The organism is Thermoplasmata archaeon (assembly GCA_038851035.1).
Taxonomy (GTDB): Archaea; Thermoplasmatota; DTKX01; order VGTL01; family VGTL01; genus JAWCLH01.
In genome coordinates, this window is sequence record JAWCLH010000012.1 from 1 (window position 1) to 13,629 (window position 13,629).

Sequence of the window (13,629 nt, forward strand, 5' to 3'; positions counted from 1 at the left end):
GATGGCGTTTATAAGGAAGTTGAGACCCGGGGAAAGGAGGATTTATCTCCGGAACCACCCGGAGGACAAAAGGTGATATATATTAGGACGAGAGGTACCTGGATTCCCCGAGAGCAACTACTTTCGGGATATCACAGGATAGCTACCATTATATTTTATATCCTCGCTCGCTTTCCACGCCCCCAGATGTGCGGCTTCTTTGATCTCCACGTCCACACCAAACGCTCACTCGACTCCTCCATCTCCCCCTCGGCGGCCCTAATAAGGGCAAGGGAGCTTGGGCTGCGTGGCCTAGCCCTCACAGACCACAATACCCTGACCATGGTGAGCAATCCGTATGAGGAGGTCTTGCTCGTTCCGGGCGCGGAGCTCTCGACCCCTTGGGGGGACCTCCTGGCGCTCGGAATTCAGGAGCTTCCGCCTCCTGGCCTCTCTGTACCGGAAATTATAGACAGAGTTCATGCCCAGGGCGGAGCGGTGGTTATCCCTCACCCCTTCTCCGGGGCTCTTACGTCCATCTGCATGAACGAGCGTGTTTTCGATATTATCGATAGGATAGATGGTCTGGAGGTGACGAGTCCCAAGGTGTCGGTTGACAACGCGAGGGCCCGGAGGGTGGCTGGTATGTATAAAAGGGCAGCGGTGGGAGGTTCGGACGCCCATTCTCTGGAAGGGCTGGGAAAAGGTCTCACCGTTTGCGAAGCTATGGACCTCGATGGCCTTTTGAAAGCGATAAAAGAGGCAAGGACGGATGGAGTAGTCAGGACTTCAGGCGCAATTACCACACGCTGAACCACTTTTTGCAATTTCAGCAATGTTTATGGATAGGAAGAACGTTCAATGGGGCGCGAGGGTAGCCAAGCCTGGTCAAAGGCGTAGGACTCAAGATCCTATCCTGAGTGGTTCGGGCGTTCGAATCGCCCCCCTCGCATTATCCCATAGGACAAATTAATGATGAGACTAGGAGGAACTTTCGCTGGATAGATTGAAAGGAGGGAAAGAGGCGAGAGGGTGAAGCGGAAGCCCCCTCTTCCCAGGCGTTCTTTGATTTTTCTGACCCCACTCCGCATTTATACTTATGGGCACCATAACTCTCCATCGGCTGGGGCGTCTTCAATTTTGGCCTCTCACGCTCTCCCGGCCCTCGGGTTGCCAGCCACCGCGATTTCCTACCCTCTGGTATCCACGGCACTGAGCCCTGGCATTCCACCCACGCCATTTTGTTCTTGCGGTTTGGTAATCCGCGGACCTTGTCCAGAATCTCCGCCGCCCAAACCAATCGCGTGCATGAAAGCAGAGGAAATTTACAATGAGCCTCTATGCCTTTGCCTTAATCATGGGCAACGCCGTGGGTTTTCGTATTGCAGGGAGGATTGCCGGAGGCGATAGTGTGGAGCTCTTGCGCGAAGAGTTCGGAATTAGGGCGGCCATCCAGCTCGCCTTCTTCACGCCATTCTCCCCCTCTTGGGATCGGGGCCGGGGAAGGAGGAGGCGCCGCTGGCGGTCCAGTGATGGTACTCAGGAGAATTCTCTCCTTTACCCTCCCCACCGCTGCCGCTGGCCTCGGCGCAGGGCTCCTCGTTCCCTTTTTCCTCGTCTGCCTCAAGTTGAGACCCGGCGCAGGTATTACAGCACTGATTTTCACCATCACCTAGCTATTCTGGGTCCTCGTCTTTCTCCAAGCCCCCAGTCTAATGGAGAGGACCGGTAGCGTCAAGAGTTTTTTTGGTCCAATATTTGGCCATGGCCCGCCTCCTCACGATACCCCCTCAGCCCCTCATTCGAATCCGCCGAACTCCAATTTTACACCCATATGAATACGATGAACTTCTACCAGTCCCCTATCCTCACTACCGGTAGGTATCTAATGAGGCTCGTCAGTAAGGACCTTCAAAGGGCCGATGGCGCAACCAATCCTCTTTCCTAAGAAGTTCCCGCCCACCGCTCCCGTTCTGACAAAGCCCAAAAGAATATAATTTTGAGAGTCTTACCACTCTCTGGAGCGTTGTCCCTCCTCTACTATAAATTATATATTGTAAAGATTTCAAGGACCGCCACGGTACTTAAGGTGAAGTAGTAGAGATCATAAGGGGGGCCAATCAGGGCCACTCAGATAACCCGCTCCGCTCATCTATCCTATTATTATTAATATATATGGCGCAATATAGTAAAAGGAATAGATAGAAATATATACAGTGATGGCTCTAGCAATTAGCTGAGAGGTCCATGGTAACCAGGGTTGAGAAGAAGACCGCATCTGGCCAGCCCCAGGGCACCATAGGGCGTCTAGCCTCCTCCTTTCTCAAGAACCGGCCAAGACGGATTTTATTGCCCAAAGCGAGTACGGTCGAGGAGATGGCGAAGCAGACGGAGCAGCAGAGAAAAAATCTACCTACCATCATCCCCAAAATAACTAATGAAAAGCTCGAGGAAATCGAGATTCAACCCATTAAAGAGCCATTCTCTTTCGTCCGAATTCTTTACAATCGAGACTTAAATGAATACATATACGAAGTGATTGAGCCACAGCTCTCTCTCGAAGAGAGTAGAGTGCTTGATTTCCTAATGAAAGCGATGATAAAAACGATGGAGTACCATTTCGATGAGTCCACTGTGAAGGAGAAGGAGGATTATATTAAGAACCACATTCGCCAGCTTCTGAAAAAAATAGGCTTGGGCCTGAACGAGGTGACGCTGCAGAAGGTAACGTATTATATGATTCGGGACTTCGTTGGTTATGGACCCATTGACGTTCTCATGACCGACGAGCTAATAGAAGATATTTCCTGTGATGGTCCTGGAATTCCCCTGTTTATATATCACAAGAAATATGAGTCAATGCGCTCGAACATAGTGTTCAAGAACGACGCAGAACTCGATAGCTTTGTGATCAGCCTAGCCCAGAAGTGCGGCAAGCACATCTCTGTAGCGGAGCCGATGCTCGACGCCACCATCCCCGATGGCTCCAGGCTCCAAGCCACTCTGGCCCGAGAGGTCACCACGCGGGGTTCATCCTTCACGATTAGGCGATTCCGAGCCAATCCCTTCACGCCCCCAGACCTCCTGAGGGTCAAAACGATGTCGGCGGAGATGCTGGCTTATCTCTGGCTTGCCGTGGAACAAGGCGAGTCGATTGTCGTGTGCGGCGGCACGGCGTCCGGCAAGACCTCAACCCTGAACGCCATTCTTCTCTTCATCCCGCCCGCGATGAAAATCATCACCATTGAGGACACTAGGGAGATCAACCTTCCCCACGAGAACTGGATCGCGGGACTGACCAGAAGCGGCTTCGGCGCCCGTGGCCCCAATGGGAAACTCGCCGGCGAAATCGACATGTACGACCTGCTGAGGGCTGCGCTGAGGCAGAGACCTCAGTACTTAATAGTCGGCGAGGTCAGAGGCATCGAGACCTACACTATGTTCCAGGCGATGGCAACCGGGCACACGGTCTTCTCGACCATGCACGCCGATTCCGTTAAAAGCATGGTCTATAGGCTCGAGAACCCACCCATCAACCTGCCTAGAATTCTCCTCTCCTCGCTTAATATAGTGGTCATTCAGGCCCAGGTGAAGGTAGGCAAGGGAATCGCCCGCAGGATAAGGAGCATAGTCGAGATAGTGGGGATAGAGCAGGAGACAAACGAACTAATAACCAACACTGTGTATGTCTGGAACTCCGCGGACGACAACTTCACCTACAACGGCCACTCCTTCCTTTTCGAGCGGATAATGAGCATGAAGAATATGACCACCAGCCAAATGAAGGAGGAGTTCAAGCGGCGGGTGGAGATAATCGAGTGGATGGGTAAGGCCAACGTGAGGAATTATATCGAGGTCGCCAGCATTATTTCGGCCTACTATAAGGACCCGGAGGCGACCATTAAAAAGGTCAGGAGCGAGCTGTATGGTACATAAAGAGGAAAGGAAGAGGACCCTCTTCGAGAGGCTCGAAACGAAGCCTTCCGCTCCGATACAACCAGGAAGGGAGGACCAGCTCGCGAAGGCACGAATTCCCCATCAGGTCAAGCTCTCGCGCGGCACCGTTCCTTATCATGAGGCCCTCTCGAATTATCAGAAATACGCCAGAATTCTAATGTCCCCCTTCATAAAAAAGTATTTTTCCCATATAGGCGAGGGGTCCAAGCTAGAGATGGACCTCCTCAAAGCGCACATGAAGTTCAGGGTGGAGGACTTCCTCGCCTATGTCTGGTTCACCGTCTTCCTCCTCATCGCTGCTGCCCTGATTTCTGGAGTGATTATTGGGGCGCTAGCGCTCGCTTACAAAATTCCCACTCCCATCCTCCTGCTGGTCTACATCCTCCTCGCCCTGATGCCCCTGATAGCCTACATCGTGCTCATGCACACTCCCGCGAGCCGGGCTTCTAGCCGTGGGAAAGACATAGATAAAAAGATAGCCCATGCCATGAACTTCATCTCGACCCTAGCCTCTGCTGACGTGACCATTGACGTCATCTTCAGCGAGCTTGCGAAACAAAAAATATATGGCGAGATACAGAAAGAGGCCCAGTGGATAACCCGGGACATAGAGCTGTTGGGCAAGGACGTTCTTACCGCCATTCGGGAGGCAGCGGCGCGCACACCCTCAGCCAAGTTCCAGGACTTCCTTCAGGGCGTCGTGACAACCACTCTCTCCGGCGGCCAGCTCAAGCCCTACTTCATCCTCAAGGCTGAGCAGTACTCCAGGCTAGCGAAGCTGGAGAGCAAGAAGAACCAAGAGACCCTAGGCATGCTCGCCGAGAGCTTCGTTACCGTTGTGGTCGCCATGCCGCTCTTCCTTATCGTCATGATGTCTCTCATGGCCTTGGTCGGGAAGACTTCCGGCTCTTCGATTCTGCTCCTCTACCTCATCGTTTTCCTGATGATTCCCTTATCCCAGTTTGGCTTCATCATCGCCATCCAGTCAATGACGGAGGAGGCGTAGCCATGGCTGAGCTCGCCTTCTGGAAGCAGACCAGGCCCATGACGCTCGAGGAGATTTACGGGCCTAGAATAGAAAAGCAGACCAATTGGAGACTAATAATATATCTGATTGCGGGTGCTGTCTCGGCGGTGAACATTCTCGTGGCGGTGCTGATTCAGACAGGTGTCGTAGAACTAGGCGCCCTCAAACCTTTGGATTTCCTCGTCATCGCTCTTCTATGCGCCATTGGCCCGTACGGCTTCTATGAACACCGCAGATACAAAAAAATAAAAGCGCTCGAGGAGAAGCTCCCAGACTTTCTAAGGGACCTGGCCGAGTCGGGGAAGTTCGGGATGACCCTCGCGGCGTCCATAAGGACCGCCTCCAAAGGGAGGTATGGTGATCTCACACCCGAGATAAAGAGAATGGCCAATCAAATCGGCTGGGGAGTTTCGGCGACCGAGGCCCTCAGGCACTTCAGCGAGAGGCTCAACACCCCCCTCATCAACCGGACCTGCGGCATTATCATCAAGGCTTCGAATGCGGGGGGAAACGTTGCCGATATACTGACCCTCGTGTCAACGGACATTAAAGAGAATCAGATTATGCAGGCGGAGAAGGAGCTCAACATGAAGGCTTACATGGTCGTCATATACGTCGCCTTCTTCGTTTTCCTCGCGACCGTCCTCATTCTCAACGCCGTCTTCATCCCGCAGATAGAAGCCGCGGGTGGGACAGGGGCCTCGGAAATTTCCGCGGGCGGCATGACGACCGTCAATGCCCAGCTGATTCCTCAGGTCAGGTTCATTTATCTGGCTTCGGCCCTCATTCATGGCATTGGCGACGGCGTTACCGCCGGAATTCTGGAGAATGGACAGATACCCAATGGGCTGAGGCACAGCTTCTTCATGGTCCTGATCGCTTATCTGGCGCTGAGGGTGATGCTGATTTGATCCCGGTGAAGAGGCAAGAAGGGTCGAGAGGGTGGTGAGCAATGGAGAAATCGGAAACCTCGGCGGCGAGCGAGCGCAAAACTCCGGCAGCGAGCCTTGCAGAGATGCTGGCCAGGAGAAAGCCCCGAAGAGTGATGCTGCCCAAGTCCTCCACCATTGAGGAGATGGAAGAGGTGACCAAGGAGGCGGAGCGGGCACCGACCATCATCCCCAGAATCACCGACCCCAAAATCGAGGAGATAGAGATTCGCCCAATTCGGGAACCCTACTCTTATGTGAGGATAACCCTTAACAGGGAGACAAATTCCTATTTGTACGAGGTTATCGAGCCGCAGCTCAACGAGAAGGAGAAGGAGATTCTCGCTTTTCTAAAGGACACTATATCCAAGACCCTCGACTACACCCTTGAAGAGGCCACCACAAAAGACAAGGAAGAGTATCTCCGGAAGAGTATAGACGCCCTCCTCCTGAGCAGGGGCATCAAGCTCTCCGACACGTCAAAAGACAAAATCATGTACTATATCATCCGTGATTTCGTCGGCTACGGAATCATAGATGTCATGATGATTGATCCGAACATCGAGGATATCTCCTGCGATGGGACTCGTGTCCCCATCTACATATTCCACAGAAAGTACCAGTCTATGAAATCCAACCTCGTATTCAACACCGACGACGAAGCGAATTCTTTCATCATCGGTCTCGCCCAGAAGTGCGGGAAAACGATATCTGTTGCCGAGCCACTTCTCGACGCCACCGTGCCGGACGGTTCCCGCTTGCAGGCGACTCTGGCCCGCGAGGTGACGACTAGAGGAACCTCGTTCACCATCAGGCGCTTCAGGGACAACCCCTTCACCCCCTGCGACCTGATGAGGATGAAAACGATGTCGGTGGACATCGTCGCCTACCTGTGGCTCGCGATAGAGCACGGAGAGTCGATGTTCGTTGTAGGGGGCACTGCAAGCGGAAAAACCACCACCCTAAACGCGCTCTTCCTTTTCATACCACCACAGATGAAGATAGTGAGCATCGAGGACACACGTGAGATAAATATTCCACACGAGAACTGGATTGCGGGCCTCACCCGTCAGGGGACAGGCGGGAAAGGCGGGTCGAAGACCGTCAGCGACATAGACATGTTCGAGCTGATGAGAGCGGCGATGCGCCAGCGTCCCCAGTACCTGATCGTGGGAGAGGTCAGAGGCAAGGAGGCCTACACGCTGTTCCAGGCCATGGCGACCGGCAAGACGGTCTACAGCACCATTCACGCCGACTCCGTGCGCTCGATGGTGCACAGGCTGGAGAACCCGCCCATCGAGCTTCCCCGACTTCTTCTCTCATCGCTCAATTTGGTTCTCCTCCAGGGGCAGGTGAAAGTCGGCAGGCAGATGACCAGGCGAGTCAAGGGCATAATAGAAATAGTGGGTATAGAACCGGAGACAAACGAGCTGATAACCAACACCGTTTTTTCATGGAACCCGGCTAATGATGTATTCACCTATAATGGCCACTCTTTCATGTTCGAAAAGATAATGTCGGCCAAGAACCTGACCAGTGAGCAGATGAAAGAGGAATACCAAAAGAGGATAGATGTACTTAATTACATGATGAAAATCAATGTGAGCAATCATATCGAGTTCGCCAAGATAATCGCCGGGTTCTACAGAGACCCAGAAACCATGGTTTCCAAAGCCCGTCAGACCTTGTACGGCCCCAACTTACCGGAACCAACCTCCCAATAGATAAACGGGCACGCTCTAGCCACTTTATCGCGACATTTGCTCCCTAGCACGGTCCAGATTAGATATTCCCTGCGCAAATGTCGCGGAGGGAAGCCTAGGATTCTCAAGGATGGTTCCTCGTCCAAGGGCACCAACCGATTCTGCACTGAGGAAACTGAGCGCGAATGATGGCCCCCGGTCGGTCCACCGCGCCATATACGCGTTCTCACTTCTTCTTCCCCATTCTGCTCATTCCCCAATACCCATATTGATGTACAGGAATATATAATTTGCTACGGAATGTAGCATATGTAGCTTTTTAGTAGGGAAGGTTTGAAATAGTAGCACAGGTATATTATTGGCGTGGCTAAGAAGGTTAAGCAAGCTCAGTTCAACATCCGGATGGACCCGGAGCTGTACAGGCGTTATCGCGAATATTGCGAGGCCAATGGCCTGGACCCTGTTCTCCAGGTAATCAATTATATTCAGAGGCTTGTCCAGGCTAAGTACAATATTCAGGAGAAGCTCTGGGAGGTCATAAGGAAAGAAGGCTAGGCGGTCGGGGTTTTATTTGGGGGTGGAGGGACTTCGTTTGACTTTCTTTTAGACCCCCCATCTTACAATATCGAATCGCTTTGCGAGCAGAGCCGCCTCCTTTTTCTCAAAAGCTGAGGGGTTGAAAGCCGCTATAACGCTTGCGCTGTGCTCGATACAAGCGTCACAGACGCATTTCACAAACCTTAGCGATTCCTGGAATGGGACGAATGGCCTGATAAGCTCCAGCGCATCGAGGAAAATTAGGGGCCGTTCGGCCGAGCGGATATGCGCCAGCGCCTCTCTCTGGACCTCGTAACCGAGCTTGGTAGGGGGGATGGCCTCCTTGCTTGTTGAGGTCTCCGTCAGCCAGATGAAATCCACCTTCGCCAGTCCGTATCTCTCCCTGAGCTTCGCTGGTGAAATGGGTGTGAGGCAGATAGCCTTTCTAGATAACGAAAGAAGGCCAAGGAGTCTATAGGCTTCGGGGCCTGAGGCCATCAAGAGTGATGAGGTTGCGGGCAGCGGGAGGGGCCGGGAGTAGGACCGCACGAGTCTTGAGGACTCGCCGAGCGGCCTGGCTGTGTCGAAGCATTTAGAAATTGATAAGAGTTCACGGTCAGACAGGCAGAGTGGGTCTAGAGTGGCCAGAAAGGTGGCTCCGTGCTCAGAAGCGCCATCAGAGGTGCCTTTCACGAACCGGAGTACGGTCTCCAGGCCGAGCTGTGCCATCAGATATTCGATGTCGTCGAGGAAAAGAACCCCGCCCCTTTTCCTTTTCATATAGGATATCACTCTTCCCAAGACTTCGTACTCGAGGTCCTGGGGACGGGCGTGGGGCTGGCTGGCTCCGGTGTACTCAGTAATCCAAAGAAAGTCCGTACCCTCAATTCCGTATTTTTCCTTCAATCGATTTGGGTGTACACCGCTGACCACCATTCCATTCCTATTTTTCAGTAGCGCGTGAAAGATGCGGTAGGGGGGTGAGGGGGACGGCGAGAGGAGGAGGGAAGAGCGCCCTGGCAGACCGAGCTCTTTGATAGAACGAGCGCTCCTCACCATCTCTGCAGGAATTGTCTCAGGAGTGGAGGTGTCTCCCGCTAAAACCATGGGCTTGCGCTCCCTCTGGGGGGGGCCGCCAGGGGGGCCCATGCTCGGAAACCTCTCCTTGCTCAGATCCCTTTCTGTCAAGCGCCTTGGATTTGGTTTACGGGTATATCATTTCTTGCATCAACGCCCTCTCGGGCAGTTCTTTCTACCACTGAGACAGATGGGAGTGGTCGACACCACCTCTTTCACTTACCCCCAGGCTCTTTTTAAATACCACCTTCTTGATGGCATTCCTGAATGCTGCGTCACACCTTCGTTTTTCTAAGGGGTGTGGGCAGGGCGATGGAGCGGAGGCTATGGAGCGTTGGGGTGCGGGATTGGAGGGATTTTCTCGAGACGCCGAAGATTCCGGGCATTGGAAGGGAGAGAAAGGCCGCGTTTGATGCCCATCTGCTCGCCTTAGATAGGTGCCTTATCAGGGGTAATGCAAGCGTTCTTTTCGAATCCCTTCCGGTGCGGGAACGCTGGAGAATTTATCCCGACTTTAGGCACCGCGCCGCTTTTCTAGACATCGAGACCACCGGCCTAGATATCAGGGCTGACATCACGGTTGTGGGAGTTTTCCTAGCCGACCGCTACACGCCACTCATCCGTGGCATCAATCTGTGCGAGGCTAACCTCCGGAGGGTCCTGAGCAACACCGATATTCTTGTCACCTTCAATGGCTCGTCCTTCGACCTTCCAATGCTCAGGGCATCTTTCCCATCACTACCCCTGAACTTCCCCCACCTCGACCTCCGTCACATTGCGCCCCGGGCCGGTCTACATGGTGGGCTGAAGAGGGTCGAGAGGGCGCTGGGCATCTCCCGCCCCCGCGAGATTCGCCTCCTGGTCTCTCACGATGCGGCCTATCTGTGGAGAATTTGGGAAAGGAAAGGCAGTCGAAACGCCCTACGGCTGCTCATCGATTACAACCGCGCCGATTGCCAGAATCTGAGAGCCGTGGCAGACGAGGTGGTCAGGAGATTGGCGGAAAGGGTGGGACTGCGGGCCGGCGCGGTCAGCGCATCGGGGCCGAGGTCCTGGCCACAACTCTGCGGAGCGATTTCGGTGAGCTCTTCCACCTATATTTAAATAGCAGCTTGTCCATTTAAAACGACCGAAGGCCCTCCGTCGGGGGCCTGTGAGGTGCTAAAAATGTACAGACCCTTTGTCGCAGCCCTCGTGCTTTTCGTGACTGCCCTTCTGGCCGTCCCGACCGGCTCCGCCCTTCCCCCTTCTGCCTGGGAGGAGGGGAGGGAGAAGGAGATAACTGGCCACTCCTTCGACGAGGAGTATTGGACCAAGGACGCCATTACCAACACGACCGAGGATGGCGTGGAGGCGAGCTTCAGCATCTCCTACTGCAACTACAAGGATGTGCAGGCCTTCCTCATTGCCCTGAACACAATCAAGAAGAACGGCACCCTCGGAACACTCCCCTGGCAGCTCTTCGGAATGCACTACTACACAAAGAAGGGCACGGAGAATTTCCTGGCGGCCGTTCTTGCGTTTCTGCTCGCCTACAACGACACGAACGGAAACGGGATGCCAGACCACGGGAACGAGCCGACCTACTATGTGATTCCGTTCGGCGTCTCCGACTCTCTCAAGAACGTCTCGGAGAACTTCGTTCCCGATGTGTCGGTCATTCCCGCCGAGAAGCTCGGCGACGGGCACTACAGGTTCGGCATGCGCTACCAGAATATGTATGCCAAGATAATAGACGCAAACAACATCGTCTCGTTCTGGCTCTCCGCAGCCCTGCCCATCTACATCGCGCGATTCAGCGAGCTGAGCATAATATACGATATCAAAATAAACCCGGAGTCGGGGAACGCGACGGCAGAGACCTTCTACACCCTCGGTCAGGTGGATAGGCTCTGGCTGTGGGGCGTGAACGTCGGCAGGGAGGCCCTGCCGGAGAGTTTGGGAATCGCCGCGGTGCACTATGTCGCCATTTTCGCCGCACGGTACGAGTTCACGGGGAGCTCAACCGGGACGAGGGTCTCAGCCGGCGTGAACAAGCCCATTGACGAGAACCTGACCCTTAGAATCGGGAGGGGCGAGAGGGCGATGGAGATAGGGTACAGGGGGACCTTCGACCTGAAGGACGAGGTTACCGGTAATTATATCGAGAAGGATAAGCGGGCCTATAATTCACTAGTGGCCGCGAGGCCGGGCGACACCTGGCTGATTCGCTGGCAGGCGGGCTTCTCCCTCGATGTCCTCTGCACCATGGCCTACGGCCTTAGCAAGCAGATGCGGGAGAAGTACTCCTCCCCCCTCGACCTATATCTGAAGGGAAGGGAGGGGTTCTGGGCCGCGGCCCTGTGGTACGGCGTCGCCTTCCCGTCCTGGAGGGGCTACAGGGTCGAGCACGACCCGACGTATACAGTCTTCTTTGGTCCTGAGCCCGCCGAGAGACTCAGGGACTTTTGCAGGAGCGCGATAGTGATTGGCGGGCTCCTACTGGTCGCCGCTCCAGCACTGGTGGTCACTCGATGGAGGAAGGATTGAAGTCCGGAGGGACGGGAGTCACCGGGACATGGTATAGAACCTGCAGCCGCCGACCGCTGAGGTCGCCTTCGATGAGCTGAGCGGCAGCCCGTCAGGGGAGGGGTCCGCTCACCAGCGTGAACTTACGAAGCCTTTCACGTCTCTGGCAAGGGTCCTGCTGGGGCCTGATTTATATAGCCGCGCTATGAATCCCGCCACATTCTCCATATCTCCTTCCCTCATACCCCTGTGGGTCAGCTCTGCGGTCCCGAGCCTCCCGCCCTCGTCAATGAAAATACCCACCCTCTCTCCCTGATGGCAGAGCTCCGCCGCTCTGTCCGGCCTGAGGTCCATAAGGAGCTGATGCGTCTTGGTGTAGCCCCGCCCGGAGAACTTCATCGGGACGCCGCGCTCCTCCAGCGCCTTTCCAAGGGCTTTCGCGTTTCTCACCACCCTCCTGCCGTAGCTTTTGTCCCTTAGAATTTCTTCGAGTGCTACGCCCAGAGCAGCGATTCTGTTCGGGTGTGGATTGTCCACCAGCCCTATCCCCCTCTCGATGTCGACATCGAGGAATGACCTCATTGCCGCGTCCAGCTCTTCCGAGTTTGTGAGAATCACGCCCCCCTGCGGACCGTACAAGGACTTGTGGGTGCTTCCAAAGAGCACATCCGCGCCCTCTTTCAAGGGGTCCTGGAACGCACCGGTTGCGATGAGGCCCAGGACGTGGGCACCGTCGTATGTAACACGCGTGGGAAGTCCCGCCCGGCGCACAGCCTTTCGCACCTCCTCCACAGGGTGGGGGAAGAAGATGAACGAGGAGCCGAGGAAGGCGAGCGCCGGCCTCTCCCTCTCAAGCAGGGCCGCGGCTCCCGCCGCATCCACCGCATAAGTACTTTCGTCCACAGGCAGAAACACTCTTTTCCTGTGGAACTTGTCGATGCCCAAAGGAAAACCCCCGTGGCTGAACGGGGGAATAGCCACCTTGTCGGCGGGGGCAGTGAATGTGTGGAGGACGGTCAGGTCGCATATCAGCCCGGATAAGGGAGTCACGAGTGCATGTCTTGCCCTGAATGCTCTGCATGCGAGCCTTTCAGTCTCCTCGATTATTTTCCTTATGTACTGAGTCCCCCCATACCAGCTCGAGTGGTACCTTCCACCCATGTCGCTGGTCATCACCGTCCTGACTAGGGGCGAGAGCCAGTTCTCGGACGGGATGAGGTTGAGGCCCTGATTGCGCATCTGCTCATGCTTTTTGACCAGCTTGAGAATTCTCGAATGGGGCATGGTGGTCACCTTCATTCTATCAAAACCAGACTGTACCAGTTCTGCGGCTCTCTCTCCTCCCTTAGGGTCTCTATAGGCAGTCCCTGTTTCCGAGCGGTCGCATAGACGTCGATTCCGAGCGCTTGCATCGCCGGTCGGGCCTTCCTCGGGTTCCTGCACGACTCCGGTAGGGCGCAGCCCTCGCAAAGCGCGCAGTCGCTCATTGAAAAAGCGAAGTAGTGGCCGTCCAAGAATGCCCGGCGCTCTATCTCGAAGGATATCTCCTGCGAAGTCTTCTTGTCCCGACAGTGAATCAGAAGAGCCCTCCTGTACCTCTTCATTATCATCGGGAATTCCCAGGGCTTTACCGCTCCCGGCGCGGAGGGGCAGGTCCAGTTCTTTCCCCAGTCCTTGCAGCCGAACATGCATTTGAGGTATGTCCTGGGGTCGAGGACGACCTCGGATGCGCGGATGGGGACGGCGTGGAGGGCGCCCATTTTCAGCGCGATGCTAACGTATTCACCTGCCCAGTGGCGACATCCGGCTTTAACCTCCGCTGTCGCCCTCTGCCTCATGGCCCACGACTCGGCTCCACTCGCGCCTCCCTTCCCCTTTCTTTTTACGCGCACCATCTATCTTCCCTCCTCCC

General features: G+C 54.9%; 12 protein-coding genes and 1 tRNA gene. 10 read left to right on the forward strand and 3 right to left on the reverse strand.

The genetic code is table 11. The features are described from left to right. Positions 1-186 precede the first annotated feature (186 nt). From QW379_05250 to QW379_05285, 8 genes are all read left to right on the forward strand, one after another. Positions 187-792 (forward strand): PHP-associated domain-containing protein, encoded by a 606-nt coding sequence (locus QW379_05250; GenBank protein ID MEM2869811.1) that lies wholly within the window; start codon positions 187-189, stop codon positions 790-792. Positions 793-847: 55 nt separating this feature from the next. Continuing rightward, positions 848-931, forward strand: a tRNA-Leu gene (locus QW379_05255). 580 nt (positions 932-1,511) lie between these two features. Continuing rightward, positions 1,512-1,655, forward strand: a complete 144-nt coding sequence (locus tag QW379_05260; GenBank protein ID MEM2869812.1) for a hypothetical protein — start codon at positions 1,512-1,514, stop codon at positions 1,653-1,655. Between the two features lie 571 nt (positions 1,656-2,226). Next, positions 2,227-3,915: a type II/IV secretion system ATPase subunit gene (locus tag QW379_05265; GenBank protein MEM2869813.1), complete on the forward strand. Its 1,689-nt coding sequence runs from the start codon at positions 2,227-2,229 to the stop codon at positions 3,913-3,915. Next, positions 3,905-4,942 (forward strand): type II secretion system F family protein, encoded by a 1,038-nt coding sequence (locus tag QW379_05270; protein MEM2869814.1) that lies wholly within the window; start codon positions 3,905-3,907, stop codon positions 4,940-4,942. The genes QW379_05265 and QW379_05270 overlap by 11 nt, the downstream gene beginning before the upstream one ends. A 2-nt stretch (positions 4,943-4,944) precedes the next feature. Beyond that, positions 4,945-5,874 carry a type II secretion system F family protein gene (locus QW379_05275; GenBank protein ID MEM2869815.1) on the forward strand — a complete coding sequence of 310 codons (930 nt, stop codon included), beginning with the start codon at positions 4,945-4,947 and terminating at the stop codon, positions 5,872-5,874. A gap of 41 nt (positions 5,875-5,915) precedes the next feature. After that, complete coding sequence (locus tag QW379_05280) at positions 5,916-7,616, forward strand: type II/IV secretion system ATPase subunit (GenBank protein ID MEM2869816.1); 1,701 nt, start codon at positions 5,916-5,918, stop codon at positions 7,614-7,616. Positions 7,617-7,958: 342 nt separating this feature from the next. After that, the gene (locus QW379_05285; protein MEM2869817.1) at positions 7,959-8,150 is read left to right on the forward strand and encodes a hypothetical protein; all 192 of its coding nucleotides are present in this window, start codon (positions 7,959-7,961) and stop codon (positions 8,148-8,150) included. Positions 8,151-8,198: 48 nt separating this feature from the next. Here QW379_05285 and QW379_05290 read toward each other — a convergent pair whose 3' ends face one another. Continuing rightward, positions 8,199-9,281, reverse strand: a complete 1,083-nt coding sequence (locus QW379_05290; protein MEM2869818.1) for a DUF835 domain-containing protein — start codon at positions 9,279-9,281, stop codon at positions 8,199-8,201. Between the two features lie 195 nt (positions 9,282-9,476). Between QW379_05290 and QW379_05295 the strand changes: the two genes are divergently transcribed. Further along, positions 9,477-10,313, forward strand: a complete 837-nt coding sequence (locus QW379_05295) for a ribonuclease H-like domain-containing protein (GenBank protein ID MEM2869819.1) — start codon at positions 9,477-9,479, stop codon at positions 10,311-10,313. 63 nt (positions 10,314-10,376) lie between these two features. Next, positions 10,377-11,738 carry a hypothetical protein gene (locus QW379_05300; GenBank protein ID MEM2869820.1) on the forward strand — a complete coding sequence of 454 codons (1,362 nt, stop codon included), beginning with the start codon at positions 10,377-10,379 and terminating at the stop codon, positions 11,736-11,738. 108 nt (positions 11,739-11,846) lie between these two features. Here the strand turns inward: QW379_05300 and QW379_05305 are convergent, their stop codons facing one another. After that, on the reverse strand, positions 11,847-13,016 hold the full coding sequence (locus QW379_05305; protein ID MEM2869821.1) for a hypothetical protein: 1,170 nt from the start codon (positions 13,014-13,016) through the stop codon (positions 11,847-11,849). Beyond that, on the reverse strand, positions 13,013-13,612 hold the full coding sequence (locus QW379_05310) for a DUF2284 domain-containing protein (protein ID MEM2869822.1): 600 nt from the start codon (positions 13,610-13,612) through the stop codon (positions 13,013-13,015). Before QW379_05310 ends, QW379_05305 begins: the two co-directional genes overlap by 4 nt. Positions 13,613-13,629 lie beyond the last annotated feature (17 nt).